Genomic DNA, 21983 nt, shown 5'->3' on the forward strand with positions numbered 1-21983 from the left:
TTCCAAACATGAAAAAAATACGAATCGCCTTATTATAAAGGTTTATGAACTTTATACATAAATAGCGTATAAAATTTGTTTTATAATTGTCACATGAGTAATAGTAAAATGAGAATTAGATGAGAAAAGTTTAAGCCCATTTTCATAATGGTATTGTATACTGTGTAAATCAAGAACACTTGTAAGTAGGGAGAGAGTATTATGAATTACACAGTATTTCAGTGGTTTAATAATTTTGCTGATTCATCCAAACTATTAGATACGATAATGGTTGCTATTACAAATAGCGCTGCATACGTAGCCATTTTATTTATGCTTATCTTATGGTTTAATAATGGAAAGAAAGAGAATGCAATTAGAAAACAATATACAGTTTTATATACGACGCTTTCGGTTATTATTGCATTAGTAGTAAATGTTCTTATACATGCGGTATATTACCATCCGCGTCCGTTTGTATCACATGATGTACATCAATTAGTACCACATGCAGCAGATTCATCATTTGTTAGTGATCATTCTGTACTTGTATTTTCAATCGCCTTCGTATTTATTCTTAGAGGAGAAAAACTGAAATATATCGCACTATTATGGGCAGTGTTAGTCGGTATATCACGTATGTATGTAGGTGTTCATTATCCTTTAGATATACTTGGTGCAGCTTTCATAACACTTGTTACGAGCGGTTTAGTAATGCAAAGTACACGTATGTTTGAACCAATAGCGAAATTCGTATTCAAAATGTATGCATTAGTAGCGAGACGAATTCCTTTCTTAGCAAAATATAACCATATCGCATAATTTTCTTATAAAAAGTTCCCCTTTAGAAATCCAGAGGGGAACTTTTTATAGTAAATAAGAAAAGAGTTTAGAGTGCTATGCAATCAAGTTTTGGTGAAGTTAATATTCAGAAATTTCACGCACCGTATTTTAATGAAATAAAACAAAAACAAAAAATAACAATAGTTAGTTTCGTATTGTTTTAAAGGAATTAAAAAGAAAACTTCGAAACATATAGTAACGTAAACAAAAACTACAAATTATAAAACGCATCTTCGTACGAATCCATTCCAAAAGAGAGGAGATAAGTATGCAAAAACTTCAAACGAATAAAGGCGCTCGATATATGATGATTGCTTTTATTGTTTTGTTTCTTATTATGATTTTGCGTATAGTCTATATTCAGGCAGTAGGAGTCGTGCATAATGTAAATGTAAAGGACCTCGCGGATGAACAACATAATAAAAAAGGTGTTTTAGAAGCGAATCGTGGCACTATCTATGACCAAACGGGAAAGGTGTTAGTACAAGATTCTACAACATATCGAGTTGTTGTGAATTTAAAAGGAAAAGATAAAGTGAAAAATAAAGATGAAACCGCACAACAATTAGCCGATGCGCTTAAAATTGATAAAGAAGAAGTATTAAAAAACTTTCATGAAGGGCGTACGCAAGTTGAAATTGGGAAAATTGGTCGGAACTTATCTAGGGAAAAGAAGGAAAAAATTAATGATTTAAAAATACCAGGTGTATCTTTTATGTTGGAAAAAGCAAGAGTGTATCCGAATGAAGACTTTGCATCCTATATACTGGGTTTTGCTAGACCAGATGATAAAGGGAATACGGAAGGGAAGTTTGGGCTTGAAAAGAGTTTGGATAAATATTTGCGCTCGACAAACGGGAATATAGAATATGTGGGTACACGAAGGGGGATTCCGCTTACAAATGATATAGGTAAAGTAGAACCTGCTAAAAATGGGAATAATGTGTATTTAACGCTTGATAAACAAATTAATAGCTTTTTAGAAGAAGCGATGAACAAAGCACAAGAGCATTATGATCCTTCTATGTTAATTGGCATTATTGCTGATCCAAAAACAGGAAAGGTTTTAGCGATGGCTAGTAAACCTAGTTACAATCCTAATGTAGGTGATATCGAATACTTTTTAAATGATCCGATTGCAAATGCATATGAACCAGGTTCAACTATGAAAGTTTTTACGTTAGCAGCTGCCATTAATGAAGGTGTATATAACGGAAAAGAATATTTTCAATCTGGAAAATATTCCGTTGGTTCCTCTGATATAAAAGATCATAATGGTGGATTTGGATGGGGATCAATTACATTTGATGAAGGTTTTGAAAGATCATCAAACGTAGCTTTTTCTATTTTAGAAGATCAGTTACTGAAACCAAATAAATTTAAGCAATATATGAATAAATTTGGATTCAATCAAAAAACAGGAATAGATTTACCTGGAGAAAGTAAAAATACTTTATTATTAAATACGCAAATTCAACAGGTTACAACTTCTTTCGGTCAAGGTTCTACAGTAACTCCGATTCAATTAATCCAAGCGGCTACTGCTATAGCAAATGACGGGAAAATGATGCAACCATATATCGTTGATAAAGTTGTAAATCCAACAAATAAAGAAGTTATTATGGAAAATCAACCGAAAGAAATTGGGAATCCGATAAAAAAAGAAACAGCGGACAAGGTTAGAAGCTTAATGGAGCGTGTTATAACATCTTCAAAAGGAACTGGTACAATGTATAAAGTGGATGGTTATCCAATTGGAGGTAAGACAGGAACAGCACAAATCCCGAATCCTGAAAACGGCCGATATATGGAAGGGAAAGAGAATTACATTTTCTCCTTTTTAGGAATGGCTCCAATTGATGATCCGGAGTTAATCGTATACTTAGCTATTAAGCAGCCAAAGTTAAAAGGAGATGAGTATGGAGCTCAGCCTCTTGCTGAAATATTTAAACCTGTTATAAAAAACAGCCTTGAATATTTAAAGGTGAAACCGTATACCGAAAAACAAATAGCTGATGCAGCGAAACAATCTCAATTAAAAGTACAAAATTATGTAAATCAATCGATGGGTACAGCAGAGAAAAGTGTAGAAAAAGAGAAGCTACAGCCAATAATTTTAGGAGAAGGAAAAATAATAAAACAATATCCACAGTCTGGCGAGGTCATGAGTGAAGGTGATCGTATATTTTTATTAGGGAATAACGCACAAATGCCAAATGTAAAAGGTTGGTCCATGCGTGATGTTATGTATTTCTCTAAGCTTTTGAAATTAGATTTGAAAACTTCTGGTACAGGTTATGTAACGAGCCAAAGTATTGAAAAAGGACAAGATTTACATGAAGGAGATACACTAGAACTAGAATTAGAACCGCCGTTACAACCGTTAACAGAGGCGAATACGAATTAATTCAGGTATTTGGAAGGAGCTAGATGCAAATGGCTCTTTCTTTAGAGCTGTAAGTAATTTCACGCACCGTAATTTTCAGAAAAAACAATAAACAAATGAATTAATAGAGACACGTTATTAAATATCTGATTATTTTTTATTTACAGTTAAAAATAATTGTGATAATATGGAAAAAATCAAATGCAGTGAAGAGAAGAGTAAATAAAATGAATTTTTTACAGAGAGCTCCATTTAGCTGAAAAGGAGTAAAAATTCTTTATTGAACCAAGCCTCTGAGCAGCGCATCGGAACCTATTATTAGGGGATGGTGTGACGGGAGCTCCCGTTATAGAGCTATGGTATAAGCATGAGTTAGAATGCAGTACCTGATAAGGTTAATATGGTGACATATTAACAAACTAGGGTGGCACCGCGATGATAAATCTCGTCCCTAAGATTAAAAGTCTTGGGGGTGGGATTTTTTTATTGTTTTAAAACAATTTTGAAAGCGGGGGCCAAAAATGAAAAACTTTCTTAAAGATTGGAAATATCCTTTATTACTACTGTCCGGTGTTGGTATTGCGAATTTAGGGGCATGGATTTACTTAATAGCACTGAATGTACTTGTCTATAATATGGGTGGCTCAGCCTTAGCTGTTGCTGCTTTATATGTAATAAAACCATTAGCCACTTTATTTACAAACGCTTGGTCTGGGAGTATGATTGATCGTTTAAATAAACGGAAGTTAATGATTCACCTCGATATATATCGTGCGTTATTTATCGCTATTTTACCTTTACTTCCGTCACTTTGGATTGTTTATGTATTTGTATTCTTTATAAGTATGGCCAGTGCAATTTATGAGCCAACTGCTATGACGTATATGACGAAATTAATTCCAGTAGAACAAAGACAACGTTTCAACTCATTACGTAGTTTAATAGGATCTGGTGCATTTTTAATTGGTCCAGCGATAGCAGGGGTTTTATTAATTGCGAGTACACCAGAGATTGCTATATATATAAATGCTATAGCATTTCTCTTATCAGGATTCATTACATTACTTTTACCTAATCTTGATAAGAAAGAAGCTTCGGATACAACAAGTAATACATTATCTCTTACAGTATTAAAAAAAGATTGGAACACTGTTATAAATTTTAGTAGAAAACATGTGTATGTCGTATGCGTGTACTTCTTATTTCAAAGTATGTTCGTATTAGCAACCGCTACTGATTCACTTGAACTATCGTTTGCGAAAGAGGTATTACTACTAACAGATAGTGAATATGGTTTTCTAGTTAGTATAGCTGGTGCAGGATTTATTTTAGGTGCCATAACAAATACAATTTTGTCAAAGAAATTAGCACCTTCACTTCTAATTGGAATAGGATCATTATTTATTGCAATTGGTTATTTAATTTATGCTTTTTCAAATGTATTTTTAATAGCTGCTATTGGATTCTTTATTTTATCTTTTTCAATGGCATATGCAAATACAGGATTTTATACATTTTACCAAAATAATATCCCTGTTCATATGATGGGACGGATCGGGAGTATATATGGACTTGTTATTGCGATAGTAACAATCTTTATTACAATATTATCTGGTGTTGCGACTCAGTTCATTTCTATACAACTTGTAGTTATTGTAGGTTCATTGATCATGTTATTTATTACTATCGTCTTGTGTGTGTTTACTTTATTCCCATCACAATCTAAGTTGTATTCTACTGAATCAATAAAGTGAAACTTTAATCAGGGGGGGTGTTCATCCTCCGCTGATTATTAGCCCTCACCAATCGGGCTTTTACGGGCAGCAGGGCCCCCACTTCATTTCTTTGCTTCTACTGAATTTTGAGATAGGGGTCTTACTGCTCATAAATAGCGGGATAAATTCGAAATGAACTTTGTGTTCTCATTAACAATTTATCGTATTTAATAAAAGGGTTCTTTCCCCTTTATATGGAAAAATCAATAAGGGGAAAGAACAATACCGAAAGATAAGGGTGGTTGTCGTGATAAAAACAAAAGATGAAATTGATAAAATTGTAAAAGAAATACAAAAGAAAATAGATTTCTCTGGAGTAGTTTTAGTAAAAAAAGAAAAAGACTTAGTCTATGAAAAAGCTTTGGGTTACGCAAACCAAAGTGAATGTATAAACAATACGATACAAACAAGATTTGGCATTGCCTCAGGATGTAAAATTTTCACTGCAATTGGCATCTGTCAACTTGTTGAAAAAGGTTTTATTTCTTTTCATACAAAATTAAAAGATTGTCTAGAGATAAAATTTTCAAACTTCGATGAAGATATTACAATACATCAACTACTAACGCATAGCGCTGGTATACCAGATTATTTTGATGAAAGTATTATGGATAACTTCGAAGATCTTTGGAAACAAACACCTATGTATCTATTAAAGAGCTTAAAAGACTTTTTACCATTATTCCAAAAAAGTAATATGATGTTTGCACCTGGAACTAAGTTTCACTACAACAATGCAGGTTTTATCATACTTGGATTAATAATAGAAGAACAGACGGGACTTAAATTTACGGAGTATATAGAAAAGAACATTTTTAATCCGATTGGCATGAATGATTCTGGCTATTTTTCGTTAGATAGATTACCAAGACATACAGCTCTAGGATATATAAAGGACGAAACCAACCAAAATTGGAGAACAAACGCCTACTCTATACCGATAAAAGGAGGAGCTGATGGAGGTGCATATGTTACTGCACCAGACATGCTGAAATTTTGGGCGGCCCTATTTAATAATGAAATTTTAGGAAAGGAATATACAAAATTACTTTTAACTCCTCACATTCAAGTAAATGATAAACAGTCCTACGGCTATGGAATATGGATTGAAACACGAGAAAACAAGGTATTCAAATATCATGTAATGGGATATGATCCAGGCGTCAGTTTTCGCTCGGCTATATATCCAGAATTAGGAATAACTTTAGTTATTACGTCGAATAAAGGGGCAGGACCTGAAAAATTAATGACAGAAATAGAAAGAGCTTTTTAATTATATGGATTTAAAAGAAGAGATACGAAAATAATTTAAACGGGTTCATGATTGTTTCTGTTTTGAAAAATATTTTAGTTAACGAGGAACCCTTTATTTATTAAATAAGGGTTTTTTGTAATTCTGTACAATTATATATAATTATATGGATTTTTAAATTAGAAAACATTACTATATAGTTGTAAATTTTTATTATTAATTCATATGAAAGGATGTGTTAACAATTTGTATATGATTAACGGTAGTGTGTTTATTATTTTAGGAGTTATTTGTTATTTAATTGTACGTGGAATATTAATTGGTACCAAAAATACAAAACATGTAATTTGGTGGAAAGAAATAATAAGTTTTTTATTTGTGATCTACATTTGTATGGTTGTTTCAGTAACTTTATTCCCTTTACCAATCGGTTTTCCTTTTAATATTGAAAATCTGAATCGCTCGGTCAATATAATACCTTTTGCATCAATTATTAAAGACATCAATCAAATTGGTAGTGCTTATGATGGAGATACCCTATTTATGATTGGTCTAATTGTAAGAAATGTAGGCGGGAATATTTTATTATTAATGCCTTTAGGATTTTTAGCACCAATCCTATGGGATAAATATAAGAAATTCAAAAATACAATTTTATTAGGATTTTCTATATCAGCTAGTATTGAATTGCTACAATTAATTGAGTCTTTATTTAGTGGAGTGGGACGTATTACTGATATTGATGATGTGATCTGTAATGTTATAGGTTCTATTGTTGGATATTGTATTTATATTATCTTTTTAAAAGCTATTAATAAATTTAACATTCGAGTGTTGGGTAAAGCTAATTCTAAAGGTGTGGAATTAGTTGATAAATAGGAGTTTAAACGAGTTATTAAAGGCGTACGAGTAAAAAGTACGTCTTTTTATTTTTATAAATAATGCTTAAGGCTGATGAGAAATCACATTTTCCATCTTACACTTGAAAGTAGCTATGGTATTTCAAGTATGGAATGAAAAGAGGAGAATATAATCTTTAAAGATAAACAAGTTTATAGGAGGATTCTAAATGGATATTTTACTTGTTATTCTTATTATTGTTTTGATGCAAAGTAAAGAACGAAAAGTGAAAATAAACCGTATTTGGCTCATTCCGGCTTTGTTGTGTTTTGTAACAGTTCAATCCATTATTCATATGGGACAAATAACTTTGCTGCAAGGACTACTGTTTGTTGTAATGCTTGGAATTGGCTTATGTCTTGGGATTATACGGGGAAGAGCTTTAACATTTCGATTAGATAGTGAAACAGGTCATGTACTACGAAAAGGAAATTGGGTAAGTACAATAATCCTTCTTGTTATTTTAGGAGCAAAAATTATGATTAAACAAAGTATGTTTTCGGGTAGTACGCACCAGACATTAATGGTTGTAACAAATGCCTTTTTATGTATTACATTAGGCACTGTGATTAGTAGACGTTATTATATTTGGAAAAAATATAATGAATTAACACAAAAAGCGTAAATACATTCATCCCTTGTTTAACATTGCTAAGAACGGTAATACTAATTAACATTGAACTTTTACAACAAGGGATGATAATATGATATACATTTACACAGATTTTGGTGGAACACATACTACCTCACTAGCTGCAGCGTATCATTTAAATAAATTACCAACGGATCGCAAGTTAACGAAAGAAGAAATTTTGAATGTAGATTACTTTAATAAATTGAAAACAGAAGATATGGGAAAAATTATTTTTCATGGCATAGATGAACATGGTCATCCTGTATATACGATTGGATGCGGCGCATCAAAAGTTGTTGTACCAGCGATGAAGCATTTAGGAGAAATCTTGCAAAAACATTATCAAAGTCATGAAAAGATTATTTTTTCTAATACATCACCAACCGTACCTTTACCAATGACTTTTGGTGGTCTGTTTTCTAGAAGGTTCCATATCGATTTTATTGGCGTACCGTTACTCGTATGGGGAGCAAAAATTTGCTGTGATAATATACAAAGGCTTGTTAGTTATACAAAAGAAGCTGGCCGATTAACGAATGATTATGTTGTAATTTTAGATAATGAAACTTTTAAATAGTATATGATAACAAGAAAATCGAGCAAATTCCTTGATTTTCTTTTTTATTTGTGAAATAGACAAGAAATAGTCACATTTAATATACATCTACTATAGCCAAAACAATAAAGTCCTGTTACTATTACAGGGATATTCTCTTTTCATAACATAAATATATAGAAAAATTAGAAAAGAGGAATTGAATTAAGGGAGGAACAACATGAAGCGTGTTGCTTGGATTACTGATAGTACAACTGCGAATTTTAAAACAGAAGGAGATAACTTTGTTATCCCAATCGAAGTTATTATTGATGGAATTTCGTACAAAGATTGTGAAGAAGGTGTACGTGAAAGGGTTTATAATGCGTTAAACGAAGGTAAAACAGTCACTACTTCACAACCTAATATTGGGGAAATGGTAGAGTTATTTACAAAATGCAAAGAAGAATATGAAGAAGGATTTGCAGTTGCTATTAGCGGAAAAGTAAGTGGAACCTATCAAAATATGAAGTTAGCTGCAGAAATGGCAGGTTTTCCATTAACGGTATTAGACAGTGAAACAACAAGTTATCCAATGGATGAACTAATTAGAAAAGCAAAATCGTTATACAATGATGGTATGACTTTACAAGATATACACAAAACATTAGTAGATGAAAAAAGAAGACCTTTTCATGTATTCCCAAAGAGTTTAAAAGGTCTATATGCAAGTGGCCGTGTAAAGGGCATGCAATTTTTACTTGGAAGTTTATTAAGTGTTAACTTAATATTAGAAGTAAAAGGTGGAGAGCTTTTACTTGAAAAGAAAGTTCGTAAAATCCAAAAATGTCGAGAATATATTAAAAATGAACTTGAAAAAGAATTACCAAAAGTACTTCACATGTTCCATGCTAACGATAAAGCTGGAGCTGAAGAATGGATTGCAGATATTAGACAAGCATTCCCTGAAATGGATTTTAAATTATATCCATTACCAATTTCATTTGCGGTTCATGCAGGTGAAGGAACAATAGCAATTAGTTATTAAGAAGAAAACCCGTGAATAATTCGCGGTTTTTTTTATTTATAAATGGTGCACACCACGCCACCATCAAGTTAAATTTTTATAGCACTCTAGAACGAAATTTGTGTTAACTCGAAACAAAAATCTTATTTTATCGTTTTTTGGGAGCAACCGCAATTTCTTGACTTGATTTGAGATTAAAAATATAAACCTTTTCCTACTGGCTGAACAGTTTCTAGTACAATATCAACCATTTCTTCATTAAGTAGGGTCCTTATAATCCAAGCTGATAGTTCTTGAGCAGCAAAACAACCCGCGGCAGTCGAGATATTTCCTTCGTTTACGAAACTTTGCTCAATAACGTCTACATCAAATTCTTTTAGCTGTTCTACTGCGGAGGGATATGTAGTAGCTTTTTTACCAGTTAGTAATTTTTTAGCTCCTAATAGTAGTGAACCAGAACACATAGATCCTATTAATTGTCTTTGAGGATCTACATGAATGCTATTAATATATTGTTGATTTTTATATAAATCCTTTACACCTTTACCACTTGCAAATATTACAGCGTCGGCAAAAGGGATATCAGATATGCTTCCTGTCATGGGAATACGCAAGCCAGACATAGATATATGAGTTTCTGCCGTTCCTAAAAGCTGGACATCCCAATCAGAAATACCACCGACTAAACGTACACGATTTAATAAATCCCATGGTAGAAAAACATCTATATCGGTAAAGTTATCGAAACAGACTATTGCAATTTTCATTTTCTAACCCTCCACTTATGTATATCATTTTATTAATAATATAAACATCTCTTTTTTATGTTCTATATGCAGTTATAAATCCCTGTATATTACACGTATATGAAGGAGGTGTAGTGATTTTTTAACTCCTCTAAACATAAAAAGATATAAAATCTTTTTCTTGGTTTCTATCGATTTTTTGTACAAAACCAAGATCTGTAACAATAACTCGTAAGGTATTGGGGATGAAAACCTTTAAAATTCTCAAGGAAATGGGTGTAATTTATTACACATACAAATAGAAATAAAAACGTCATCCTTTCTTATGAATTCTCAGATAGAAACACGTTTTTCGTTTTTTTTTTGGGCATTTTTTCATTAGCTTGCTAATCTATATATAATATGATTTTTATAATTTCCCTAAAATAATTTTGACGTATTTATTTTTTCAATATAAAATAATATTCATCCAAATTTAACCAACAGTATATAAAAGATGTATTTTTTTATATGCATAGGTATAAATCTCTTTAGTTTTAAGGGAAAAGGTTAATATGAAAGTAAAGAAACTAGTTACGCTTGCAGTACCATTTATGCTATTATACGTGTCAGTTCAATTAACCAGAATTCTTCAAGGCCATTTCAGCAACTGAACGAAATCGGACTGGATATTAATTTCGAGAAAAAGTTTCCATATAAACAAAGTATTGTAATAAACCCCGAAAAATGTTAGAGGGTATACAAGAAGGTGACATCATTTATGTTACGGACTTAACTCGAATTACTCGTAGTACAAAAGATTTATTTGAATTAATCGATAACATACGGAGTAAAAAGGCAAATTTAATATCCTTAAAAGATACATGGCTAGATTTATAAGAAGATAATCCCTACATCCAATTCTTAATTACTGTTATGGCGGGTGTAAACCGATTAGAACGTGATCTTATCCGTATGCGATAGCGTGAAGGCATTGAACTAGCTAAGAAATAAGGAAAGTTTAAAAGTCGGTCAAAGAAGTACCATAAAAATCATGCAGGAATGAATTATACAGTAAAGCTTTATAGAGAGGGAGATATGACTGTAAATAAAAACTTATGAAATTACAAATGTGTCTAGGCCTCATTATATAGAAAGCTATCGGAAAGGAACAGTTGATGAGTTATACCAAATATCGGAAATATATAATAGAAAATAAGTTTCATATAGAGGTGAAATTATATGCCTAAAATTGACAATATGCTAGCAATTCTATGGATGCTACGTTCAGGTGAAAAAATTACTGCAAAACAGATTTCAGAAAAGTTAGAGATAAATATAAGGACTGTGTATCGTTATATTGATACAATTTCAACTAGTGGCGTACCTATAATTTCAGAACCAGGCCATAACGGTGGATACACTTTATTGAACAATTTTGTAGAGGCTCCTCTTTTTTTTGATTTTGAGGAGCAAACTTCACTATTTCACGCTGCTGTTTTTGCAGAAGAAGCCGGATATTATGGAGGTGAAGCGTTAAATAGGGCCATTTCAAAACTAAGTAAATACTCAAATCAAGAGCAGGAAACAAAAATAAACCAACATTTAACTAGTCTTGAAGTAATAAGTCGATTAAATTCACTCTCTGTAGAAACTTTTTTGAAGGAGTTGGAGCAGGCCGTAGCTGACGGGTACTCAGTAAAAATTCTTTACCATAAAAGTGGCGAAAAGCAATTAAATTATAGATTGGTCGATCCATACAGAATTATCTATTGGAATAATAAATGGTATATGATTGGATTTTGTCATCTTAGGAATGATATACGTAGTTTTAGAGTAGATCGAATTGAAAGTTTAATGTTAACCGAAAATAAGTTTAACCAGCCAGAAAATTTTTCAGCACGTGACTTTTTTATAAAAAGTCTTCTTCCACCTATAGAAGATAAGAAAATTATTATTTCTTTGGTTATTAATGGGGATAAAAGTGTATTGGCTGATATTTGCCAACATTGGTTTTTAGGACATTATTTACAAGAACGGACTTCAAATCAAGCAGTGTTTCTTCTTGAAAAAGACATGATACACACATATGTACCTTATTTACTTTTACCGTACAATAAATCTATTAAAGTTATTGAGCCAATAAGTCTTAAGAATAGAATTATTGAAGTTCTGTCTGAATTAATAAAATTTCATCAAGTATGATAACTTCCCTGACGTTAACTGTCAGGGAAGTTATATTATAATAGCTATATAAATTGTGATTGGAGTGTTATTAGATGCAAACAAAAAAAGCTTTTTTATATGTATTTAATACAATGTCGGACTGGGAATATGGATATTTAATTGCTGAACTAAACTCAGGAAGATATTTCAAAAAAGATTTAGCACCTTTAAAAGTAATTACAGTAGGAGCTAATAAAGAAATGATTACTACTATGGGAGGACTGAGCATAAAACCAGATATTTCCCTTGATGAATGTACTCTTGAGAGTAAAGATCTTTTAATTTTACCCGGAGGGACTACTTGGAGTGAAGAAATTCATCAACCTATCTTGGAAAGAATTGGCCAAGCTTTAAAGATTGGCACTATTGTTGCTGCAATTTGTGGTGCAACTGATGCCCTCGCGAATATGGGATACTTGGATACTAGAAAGCATACAAGTAATAACTTAGAATATACTAAAATGGTATGTCCTAACTATAAAGGAGAAAAGTTCTATGAGTTGGAATCTGCGGTATCTGATGTGAATTTAGTTACTGCATCAGGAATAGCTCCTCTGGAATTTGCAATGGAGGTACTTAAAAAAATAGATGTATTTACACCAGATGCATTACATTCATGGTATAACCTAAATAAGACTTATAAACCTGAATACTTCTTCCAGTTAATGAATTCAATAAAGAAATGAAATAACTAAAAAGCTCAATTTCTCTATTTTGATTTGCAGAGAAGTTGGGCTTTTTAATTTTGAATTCCCTTATCGTTGTAAATTGGCATTTTCCTGATGCTATCCCTATGTAACCTTCTATAGTAATCCTACTCCAATAGTTCAATAAATCGATGCTATAATGTCCGTTTATAGGTACATTTCATTAAGTAGAAAGTAATAAATTTATTGAGGTTTAATAATTTTAATACTGATAATTTGACATACATAAAACCAAAAGTTGCATGTTATATTATTAGGCACAACAATATAAATAATGTTGATAAAAAAGGTGAAAGGATTTTTAAAGATAAAAATAGAAATCTATATAAAAAAATATCTAAATGGTAGGGATATTATGAAAATCGGTAAGTTTGGAGAAGTAAATAACATAAGTATTGATACAATTAGACATTATATGGATCTCAGTCTCATTATTCCTGAAAAAAAAGGAGGACACTATTTTTTTGATGAGTATTGTCAAACAGATTTAGAACTTATATTACATTACAAAGATTTAGGATTTAGCTTGAATGAAATTAAAGAACTATTTTTTTATAAAAATTTAGCAAAATCTATGAATTACGAAAAAAATACCTTTTACCAATCTTTATTTAAACTAAAATATGACAAAATGGAACAGGAAATAGAACTTTTGGAGAAGAAACGGGATAAATTAAAGGGAGTATTACATGATTTATTATTAATAAATGAAACTTCTAATTCAATTATAGGGATAGATTTAAGTGTACTACATTTACTCGCATGTTCTAAGTGTAGCAAAAAATTAATTCTTCACGATGGAATTATTACTAACAATCAAATTACAGAGGGGAAGTTAATTTGTAATTGTGGTGAAGAATACATGATTACTTCAGGAATTGTAATTGCTGGTAAATTATTTAAAGCAAATGAGCGGACGTCACTTGATGATACTATTGCGGATTATATTCATGAAACTGATAATGCTTATTTGGAAAATATGCATAGAGAAGGGGAATGGGCGAAAAAGAAACTATTACATTTAGATTTAAATAACAAATTAATACTAGATATAGGATCGGGACTCGGATTCTTTTTGAGAAATATTTGTGAAGAACTACCAGAAGATTGCCTATACATTGCAGTGGATCGAGATTTAGATAAACTTTTATTTTTAAAAGATGTATTAGCGAGAAAAAATCCTAAAAGAAACATTCTCTTTATTTGTGCTGATTTTTTGAACATCCCTATTCAAAATCAGTCTGTTGATATTGTAATTGATCACTTTGGTACGAGCAATTATAGTTTTGAGCATGAGAATTTTTTACTTCACGAATTAAATCCACTTTTTAAATCTGATTGTTATTTATTAAGTTTATTTATTTTATTTAAAAATTTCAGCTCAAATAGTCAAATTACAAATAACTTTCGAGCAAATTTTTCACTTTCAAAAGTAACGAAAGAAATCCAAAATCTACAGTTTCAATCGATTGATGAAAGTACTTCAAATTATTTGATACGAGGGGGAAAGTACGAGGATTTCTTTGTTCAAGGAGAAGAAATTTATACATATTCATTTTTCGGAAAAAGATGGGGTTAACCCCGTCATAAAAAGTCCGTTTTTATAACGGGACTATTTATGACGATTCCTATCTATACTTTTTACGATGAAAAGAAAAAGAGAATGTTAATCTAAATGTTTAGCACTCACTGGACAGTCTCTTGTCGGTGTATGTCTAGTAAGAGAAAAGATAGCCAAACCTAAAGATAATAAAACTAAAGATCCACCAACCCAGGCCATATTGGCGACATTATGTACTTGTTTTAAAGCTATACCTCCAACTGCAGAGCCGAGTGAAATTCCTATTTGTAGGGCTGAATTATTAAAACTTTGCTGTATATCTGACGTATCCGGGGCAGTTTGGATTAAATAACTTTGTTGAGGTGGTGCAAGCCCCCAACTCAATGCAGCCCAAACTATCATAACAGGAATAAATAGGATAATAGAAACTGCAGTAAACGGTAATATAAATAAGATTAGAGCAAATAGAGTAATAACTATCAAAATACTTTTTTGAGCGCCTATTTTATCTGATAATACACCGCCAAACGCACCGCCACTTACTGCAGCTATACCAAACACTAAATAAAATATGCTAATCCAATAAGGGCTTAGGTGAAACTTATTTTCTAAAAAAGGAGTAAAATAAGCATATAGAGTATAGTGTCCTGCTAACATAAACATGGTAGCTAGATGGGCAGATCCTAGTTTAAGACTACAAACGGCCTTTAATTGGATAGATAAAGGAGTTCGGTTTTCCTCTCCAGGTATTTTATCTAAAAATACTGAAATTAAGATAATAGACCCCAATGATAAAATAGCTATACATAAAAAAATAATTCTCCAGCCAAATGTGTTTGAAATTAATATGCCTAGTGGTACTCCTAGTACAAGTGAAGAGCTAATACCCATATAAATTAATCCTAATGCTTTTGCTCGATAAGCGGGATTAACAATTTTAGCTGCAATTGTTAGGGAAAGTACTACAACTAAAGCAGTACTCATAGCAGTTAAAATTCTTGCTATCATCATAAAAGTAAAGTTCGGACTAAAATAAGTAAGTAGATTACCAATTAGAAAAATGTAAAGTGAAATAATATATAATTTTTTTCTTTCCACTTTACTTGTGAAAATCAATAATACAGGACCTGCTATTGCATAAGTAAAAGCGAAAATTGTAATTAATTGACCAGCAGAACTTAATGAAACATTAAAATCTTTAGCGATGTCTGGCAATATTCCTCCAACGATAAGCTCTACAAGACCTACCGCTATCGTTGCTAAAGCTAATATAAATACTTTGAAATTCATTTTTTATATTCCCTTCTCTGCATTATTTACCGTAGAACAAAAAAACTCCTGACTACAAACGCTAAAAGACGCATTTTGTAGTCAGGAGTTGTTGGTTCCTGGTAGAGACCCCCAAGCCATATTCTTGGAGTTATACATGATTCTCATATGTAATTAATCAACGTAATAGAAGATACCATATTATTTTTTAGATTTCAATAAAAAATTTGCATTTGTACATGTGATCTTATTAATCATTTTATTTTTTATCGTTGTAGGAGGCACTAATATCTTCAGTTGATGTGCACGGGGTTAACCCCATCTTTTTTCATTTCTTTGTAGTAATTTTTAAACACAGTGTATTGATATTGGGTTAACCCGAGAATTTACACTTTATGTAATACAAAGAAAAGTGGGGGAAAAGTGATGGGAAGTTTACGATTACATATAGAAAATAAAAAAAGAAACCAAGAACTAAGAAATATTTGTTTATATTCAATTGCAAAAACAGTATCACTATTCGGTAGCTCAATTTATAGTTTTGCATTAGGATTGTATGTTTTACAAATAACCGGATCTGCGTTACATTTTGCGATTACGCTCATATTAGGAACGATTCCAATGATTGTTATGAATCCATTTGCTGGTGTCATTGCTGATAAGGTTGATAAAAAGAAACTCGTCGTTTGCATGGATGTACTAAGCGGGTGCTTATTAATAACTGTTTATATATTAAGCAACTATTATGGATTAAACTTATTCATTATTTATACTACTACCTTTCTTATGACAGTATTTACAACGTTTTTTGGAACAGGATTAGAGGCCGTAAAACCGAATATGGTTACTAAAGAACGGTTAATGAGTATTAATTCTATAAGTAAAATTATCGATTCTATATCTTTAATTTTAGGGCCTATGTTAGGGGGGATTGTTTTTGCAGTCTTTGATATTAAAATTTTTATAATTATAAATGGTATTTCATTTATCCTTTCGGCTATTTCCATATTGTTTATTAACTTTAAATTGTTTGAGCAAAACATAAATGAGGAATGTTCAATTAGAGAAATTAATTTTATTGAAGATATAAAGGAGGGATACTCTTACTTATTGGAGCGGAAAAGCTTAAAAAATACTTTTAGTATTTTAATTTCTCTTAATTTCTTTTTAGGCTTTGCTGTAACCGTTCCGTTGCCATACATTATTAACACAGTTCTCAATCTTAATTCTAAGAAATTTGGTATGATTCAAGGGACTTTTCCGATAGGTATGATAGTTGGTGCAATATTAGTAAAAAAGATAACTGATTGTTTTTCTTATTCTTATCTATTGAAAAAAATAAGTTTTATGTTGGCAATTTTTATGATAGTTTCAGGAATACCTGTTTTATTTAAACCTATTGTAGTAAATAATTTGGTATATGTTACTACGTATTGCATGATTATGTTCTTTTTAGGATTTATGATAGCACAAATTGATATTCCTTTAATGTATTTCATGCAAAATGAGATTCCTGAAGAATATAGAGGAAGAGTTCTTAGTATTGGATTAAGCTTAGGTAAAATAATGCAGCCAATAGCACTTGCAATATCAGGACTATTATTAAATTTCATTCCAGCCTACACGCTTCCTATTGCAGGGGGGATTGTATTTTTTATTTTGAATAAAATTTTAGCAAATAAGTTAAATTTAGAAATTCATTCAAAAGATTATAGTGTTTAACGTAACTTAAAAAGCGCAGGATTCTAATCCTGCGCTTTTCTATCGTAATTCAGCTGTTTTTCTAATAACGATCTTATCAATTTCATCTTCTTCATCACCAATAAATAATCCTCGTTCTTTTAAATATGCTTCAAAATATAAATCTGCTTCAGCGCGTTCGTCATATGGCTTTACAGAGAGAACGAAACCTAATTTGTTTTGTTCTTCTAAATGAGAAGTGGAGATGTAAGCCGGTACATTATGGCGTAAAAAGAGTTCTTTAACCGGAATAATCATATCTTTCATTAATTTCGTTAGCATACCCATTTCAAACTCGAAATTAAAGCGATCTATACTAGATAAATCAGCGAATACTACACCAATAAAACCTGTATTAAATACTTCTTGATATTCTACATCTTCGTCATGGCCGCCGTAAAAATTCTTTTCGATTAAATAATTGACAAAATAAGCAACGCCATCACTTTGTTCAAATGGTTTCGTTGAAAGAACAAAGCCAATTTTCTTTTGTTTATGTAAATACACACATGACATGTATGCTGAAATGTTATGTTCTTTAAATAAAGCACTTGTTGCTCCAGAGAGACCATCTAATACGTGATGAACAATTTGAAGTTTTTTACGAGCGAAATAATAGGATTTCTTTTGTAACTCCAATGTATCAATAAAGACAGAGCCGATAAAGCCTGTATTTGAAATAATAGGTGCTTGCTTTTTTCTTCCTCTGCGCTTTAATGGAGCCATTGTTAAAATCATCCCTTCATGTACGTTTAAAATAAAAAGAACGTTTGTTCGTATGTTTATATTTTACTATTAAAACGCTATAAAGTAAAGGGTTTTTGACGAAAAAAACAACAAAAAAGACACCTGTAAAGGGTGCCTTAAACGCTGTAGGGAAGAGGGTTCATCCCTACAATTTATATTATGATACAGAAACAATCTCTTCTGTATCTTCTACATCTAAATGACAGTCCATAGTACGAACATCTTGATCTTCATGACTTCCGAAATAAATAGTAATTTTCATATGTATCGCTCCTTTATTCTAGGAATACCTAAAATAATTACTAGTAATGTTAATATTTATTATATACCACTTTTTTCATTCCGACAACGTTATATCATTTTTAATTCTTTCAGAGCGTATAGAGTGATTTATAGAGATATTTTTATAGAAATAGTTACATTTCGTATATGTTATATTTAATACTGAACGATTTGAATACGAATTTTTATGAAAGGAGAAAAAAGAATGAATTATAAACAGTTATTAATAGATAACTTCACATATAAAATGTCATATATTGCGCGTCATGTACATGGAATGAATGTAAAAGAAACGAAGGACTACATTGCTGTAGATTGTGGTTTACCTGCAGATACATTTAATATCATTACTTTACTAAACAATGATGTAACGGAAGACATTGAGAAATTATATAAAGTGATAAACAACTATAATAAAAAGAAGTTTCCAATGTGTGTTTGGTTTTGGGATAATAGCTATGAACAGGCTATAAAAAACGAATTAATAAAACTTGGCTTAAAAGAAGCAGAACAAAATATTGCGATGGTAGCAGACTTAAAGACAATTCAACCAACAATAAAAATGCCAGAAGGTTTTACGATACAAAGAGCATCTTCGTTAGGACAAATTAAAAAGTTTGGGGAAACGTTAGCTAATCTATTTGGTACATCAGAGGAAGGTATACATGTGCAAACATTTTATAATGAAACTGCTTCTTTCGATTTATGGAATAGTGAAAATATGAAACTATATTTAGGGATTTTTAAAGATGAAGTCGTATCTGTTGGTTCATTAGTATGTACAAAAGATAGTATTGGTATTTATGATATAGCAACTAAAGAAAAAATGCGAGGGCAAGGATTTGGCTCCACTATGTTTAATTACTTGCTGCAAGAAGCAAAACAATTGAAAGTTGCTCAATGCGTATTACAAGCTTCACCTGATGGGATTAATATTTATAAAAAGGCTGGTTTTCAATCTGTTGGACAAATGACTGTATTTGAAAATCGACATTTAATTGAATAAATTATTCGATCCAAATTGCTTTCATGTAGGAGTTAATACATCATTATGAAAAAGATATATATCATTACAATCATTTGCACCATTATATTACTAGGTACTTTCGTTTTACATAAAGTAGATGAACGTAAGTACACGAAAGCTATTAATCAAGCAAATCATATAAAAAACATTGCACATAGAGGCGCTTCTGCGTATGCGCCGGAACATACAATAGCAGCGTATAAATTAGGACAACAATTAAAAGGAGATTATATAGAAATTGATCTTCAAATGACAAAAGACGGACATTTAGTAGCTATGCATGATGAAACAGTAAACCGCACTACAAATGGTACGGGTCTAGTTAAGGAACATACATTAGAAGAAATAAAGAAACTTAATGCAGGTTCTTTTTTCAATGAAAAGCATCCAAGTTTAGCAAAGAAAGACTTTGAAGATGCTAAAGTCCCAACACTAGAAGAAATTATTGAAACGTTCGGGAATGGTGCAAACTATTATATTGAAACAAAATCACCAGATGAATACGCTGGTATGGAAGAGAAGCTATTAGAAATTATAAAGCACTACGAAATAAGTGATAACGTTATTATTCAATCATTTAGTGAAGAAAGTCTGCAAAAAATTCATAGTTTAGATGTTACTTTACCGCTAGTACAATTACTACCTTACAAAAAGGCAGTTCAATTAACTGAATTAGAGATAAAAAAGTATAAAACATACTGCATCGGTCTTGGGATGAACTATAAATATATTGATTCCGCTTATGTAAAGAGAATAAAGAAACACGGATTAGAAGTTCATCCATTTACTGTAGATAATGAAAAAGATATGAAAAAGTTACTTTTATGGGGCGTTGATGGGATGTTTACGAATTACCCGGATCGTTTACATTCGTTATTACAATCTTAAACTATAATGGTGTAATTATCACTGAACCAATAAAACAAGTACCCACAAGTATACAAAGATGGTTTTTGGTCCAAATGGTAACATCATTGAATGCATAAAGCCGATATTGAAATGAAATTTGAAAAAGAATCCAATACTGTTATTGGATTCTTCTTATTTAGCGCTAAGTGACTAACTTAAAGCAATACGATCTTGAATTTATAAATAAAATATTACATCGAGTATGATTTTTCATAATAATCATCAGAAAGTAACGAAAATGTAATGAATTTTAACTACGCTTTTTATATTTTTTTGATACACTGGCTACGAGAGGAATACCGATTAATGTAGGTAAAAACCAAAACCATATAGGCGGCAATAAATTAATTATGGGAATATGAATACCTACGTTTACTAATAGTGCGGTAACGGCACCGATATAAGAACCTAACATACCTCTAATATGATGGTGAAGCCAATTTTTCCAACGTTTTTTTCGTGCGAGGTAGCCATAAATTGCAAAAGCATAAGAGAAAATTGCTACATAAAATAAATATGCGATTTTATCCCAGTTTATAATGGATAATATAATGGCAGTAACGGTGATAACGACATAGGATGCGTGATATATTTCACCCCATTCCGTATGTTTACCTTTCTTCTTTTGAGCAACCATCGCTATTATCCCAGTTATTAAACATATCGTTCCAAATAATATGTGGATGGTTAAAAGAATGTTGAAAATGCTCATCATAATTCCTCCCTTTTTATTTTTATAGTATTGCAGCATAGGAGAAAAGTTGAAACATATTGTTTATTCACTTTAATATATTGAAGTAAAGGTACTTCAAGAACAAGTTTAAACGGACAAATTTTTCTTGAGTTTAGTGAGACACGTATTACGTGAAATGAAGGAGAGACTTCCATGTTTACATCTATTACATATTTACAATCGGGCAATGACAAGCAACAAAAAATATATGATGTTTTGAATAGCCTAAACATAATGGAGGATTTAGCTTTATATAATCCCGTTCTTTGCGGGACAATCCCGATAAGAATTGATACTCCTCAATCTGACTTAGATATTGTAATGGAAGTATATAACTTTGATGTTTTTGAGCAAGAAATGAGATCTTTATATGGTTCTTATAGAGGGTTCAACATAAAAAAGAAAAAAATGAAAGGTACTGAATCGATAAAGGTGAATTTTGAATTCGAAGGTTTTGAATTTGAATTATTTGCTCAACCTAAGCCAGTGCGTAATCAAAATGCATATAGACATATGATAGTGGAGCACATGTTATTAATGCAGCATCCTCATATAAGGGAAGAAGTTATTCACTTAAAGGAACAAGGTTTAAAAACAGAACCTGCTTTTGCTCAAGTATTAAATATTGACGGAGATCCTTATGAAGAACTTATTTTATTAGGGCAGGAAATGAAATTGTGGTAAATAAAATACGTAAAAAAATCCTCCAAAAACAAAAGAGGATTT

19 protein-coding genes, 2 pseudogenes, 1 riboswitch and 1 other annotated feature are annotated in these 21983 nt (G+C 31.3%); of the genes and pseudogenes, 17 read left to right on the forward strand and 4 right to left on the reverse strand.

The genetic code is table 11. The features are described 5' to 3' along the window. Positions 1-201 precede the first annotated feature (201 nt). The 9 genes and pseudogenes from DN407_RS12905 (at position 202) to DN407_RS12945 (ending at position 9352) form a co-directional block, all read left to right on the forward strand. Positions 202-801, forward strand: coding sequence for an undecaprenyl-diphosphatase (locus tag DN407_RS12905; protein ID WP_001110118.1), 600 nt, complete (start codon positions 202-204; stop codon positions 799-801). A 289-nt stretch (positions 802-1090) separates the two neighbouring features. After that, positions 1091-3229, forward strand: a complete 2139-nt coding sequence (locus DN407_RS12910; RefSeq protein ID WP_149216347.1) for a penicillin-binding protein — start codon at positions 1091-1093, stop codon at positions 3227-3229. A gap of 176 nt (positions 3230-3405) precedes the next feature. Further along, positions 3406-3664 (forward strand) — a binding site (T-box leader). Positions 3665-3729: 65 nt separating this feature from the next. Further along, positions 3730-4962 carry an MFS transporter gene (locus DN407_RS12915; RefSeq protein WP_149216348.1) on the forward strand — a complete coding sequence of 411 codons (1233 nt, stop codon included), beginning with the start codon at positions 3730-3732 and terminating at the stop codon, positions 4960-4962. Between the two features lie 268 nt (positions 4963-5230). After that, positions 5231-6256, forward strand: a complete 1026-nt coding sequence (locus tag DN407_RS12920; protein ID WP_140337357.1) for a serine hydrolase domain-containing protein — start codon at positions 5231-5233, stop codon at positions 6254-6256. A gap of 13 nt (positions 6257-6269) precedes the next feature. Then, a pseudogene (locus DN407_RS32760) lies at positions 6270-6338 on the forward strand (GNAT family N-acetyltransferase); the annotation flags it as partial. A gap of 143 nt (positions 6339-6481) precedes the next feature. Then, positions 6482-7114, forward strand: coding sequence for a VanZ family protein (locus DN407_RS12930; RefSeq protein ID WP_149216349.1), 633 nt, complete (start codon positions 6482-6484; stop codon positions 7112-7114). A gap of 190 nt (positions 7115-7304) precedes the next feature. Beyond that, positions 7305-7760, forward strand: a complete 456-nt coding sequence (locus tag DN407_RS12935) for a CcdC protein domain-containing protein (RefSeq protein WP_000353706.1) — start codon at positions 7305-7307, stop codon at positions 7758-7760. 79 nt (positions 7761-7839) lie between these two features. Continuing rightward, positions 7840-8346 (forward strand): DUF3189 family protein, encoded by a 507-nt coding sequence (locus DN407_RS12940; RefSeq protein ID WP_000639421.1) that lies wholly within the window; start codon positions 7840-7842, stop codon positions 8344-8346. Between the two features lie 199 nt (positions 8347-8545). Next, the gene (locus tag DN407_RS12945) at positions 8546-9352 is read left to right on the forward strand and encodes a DegV family protein (RefSeq protein WP_000831921.1); all 807 of its coding nucleotides are present in this window, start codon (positions 8546-8548) and stop codon (positions 9350-9352) included. A gap of 173 nt (positions 9353-9525) precedes the next feature. Here DN407_RS12945 and DN407_RS12950 read toward each other — a convergent pair whose 3' ends face one another. Next, the gene (locus tag DN407_RS12950) at positions 9526-10098 is read right to left on the reverse strand and encodes a DJ-1/PfpI family protein (RefSeq protein ID WP_087875417.1); all 573 of its coding nucleotides are present in this window, start codon (positions 10096-10098) and stop codon (positions 9526-9528) included. 568 nt (positions 10099-10666) lie between these two features. Between DN407_RS12950 and DN407_RS32125 the strand changes: the two are divergent. The 4 genes and pseudogenes from DN407_RS32125 (at position 10667) to DN407_RS12975 (ending at position 14568) form a co-directional block, all read left to right on the forward strand. After that, positions 10667-11235, forward strand: a pseudogene (locus DN407_RS32125) (recombinase family protein). Positions 11236-11298: 63 nt separating this feature from the next. Continuing rightward, positions 11299-12261, forward strand: a complete 963-nt coding sequence (locus DN407_RS12960) for a helix-turn-helix transcriptional regulator (RefSeq protein WP_149216350.1) — start codon at positions 11299-11301, stop codon at positions 12259-12261. Positions 12262-12335: 74 nt separating this feature from the next. Beyond that, complete coding sequence (locus DN407_RS12965) at positions 12336-12968, forward strand: type 1 glutamine amidotransferase family protein (protein WP_048567649.1); 633 nt, start codon at positions 12336-12338, stop codon at positions 12966-12968. A gap of 376 nt (positions 12969-13344) precedes the next feature. Beyond that, the gene (locus tag DN407_RS12975) at positions 13345-14568 is read left to right on the forward strand and encodes a methyltransferase domain-containing protein (protein ID WP_149216755.1); all 1224 of its coding nucleotides are present in this window, start codon (positions 13345-13347) and stop codon (positions 14566-14568) included. A gap of 87 nt (positions 14569-14655) precedes the next feature. On the opposite strand, the gene DN407_RS12980 is transcribed toward DN407_RS12975, so the two are convergent. Continuing rightward, a complete protein-coding gene (locus DN407_RS12980; protein ID WP_001009821.1) occupies positions 14656-15840 on the reverse strand; it encodes an MFS transporter in 1185 nt (394 codons plus the stop codon). 58 nt (positions 15841-15898) lie between these two features. Then, positions 15899-15998, reverse strand: a riboswitch (purine riboswitch). Between the two features lie 247 nt (positions 15999-16245). Here DN407_RS12980 and DN407_RS12985 point away from each other — a divergent pair. Further along, positions 16246-17541, forward strand: coding sequence for an MFS transporter (locus DN407_RS12985; protein WP_149216351.1), 1296 nt, complete (start codon positions 16246-16248; stop codon positions 17539-17541). Positions 17542-17580: 39 nt separating this feature from the next. Here the strand turns inward: DN407_RS12985 and DN407_RS12990 are convergent, their stop codons facing one another. After that, complete coding sequence (locus DN407_RS12990; protein ID WP_000035356.1) at positions 17581-18285, reverse strand: hypothetical protein; 705 nt, start codon at positions 18283-18285, stop codon at positions 17581-17583. Between the two features lie 508 nt (positions 18286-18793). On the opposite strand from DN407_RS12990, the gene DN407_RS12995 reads away from it, so the two are divergent. Further along, positions 18794-19594 carry a GNAT family N-acetyltransferase gene (locus DN407_RS12995; RefSeq protein ID WP_097856708.1) on the forward strand — a complete coding sequence of 267 codons (801 nt, stop codon included), beginning with the start codon at positions 18794-18796 and terminating at the stop codon, positions 19592-19594. Between the two features lie 45 nt (positions 19595-19639). Beyond that, positions 19640-20503 carry a glycerophosphodiester phosphodiesterase gene (locus tag DN407_RS13000; protein WP_000725521.1) on the forward strand — a complete coding sequence of 288 codons (864 nt, stop codon included), beginning with the start codon at positions 19640-19642 and terminating at the stop codon, positions 20501-20503. A 271-nt stretch (positions 20504-20774) separates the two neighbouring features. Here the strand turns inward: DN407_RS13000 and DN407_RS13005 are convergent, their stop codons facing one another. Beyond that, positions 20775-21236: a DUF2306 domain-containing protein gene (locus tag DN407_RS13005; RefSeq protein ID WP_149216352.1), complete on the reverse strand. Its 462-nt coding sequence runs from the start codon at positions 21234-21236 to the stop codon at positions 20775-20777. Positions 21237-21410: 174 nt separating this feature from the next. On the opposite strand from DN407_RS13005, the gene DN407_RS13010 reads away from it, so the two are divergent. Beyond that, positions 21411-21941 (forward strand): DUF4269 domain-containing protein, encoded by a 531-nt coding sequence (locus DN407_RS13010; RefSeq protein WP_000495169.1) that lies wholly within the window; start codon positions 21411-21413, stop codon positions 21939-21941. Positions 21942-21983: the final 42 nt, after the last annotated feature.

It is taken from the genome of Bacillus sp. JAS24-2 (genome assembly GCF_008274905.1).
GTDB classification, from domain to species: Bacteria; Bacillota; Bacilli; order Bacillales; family Bacillaceae_G; genus Bacillus_A; species Bacillus_A cereus.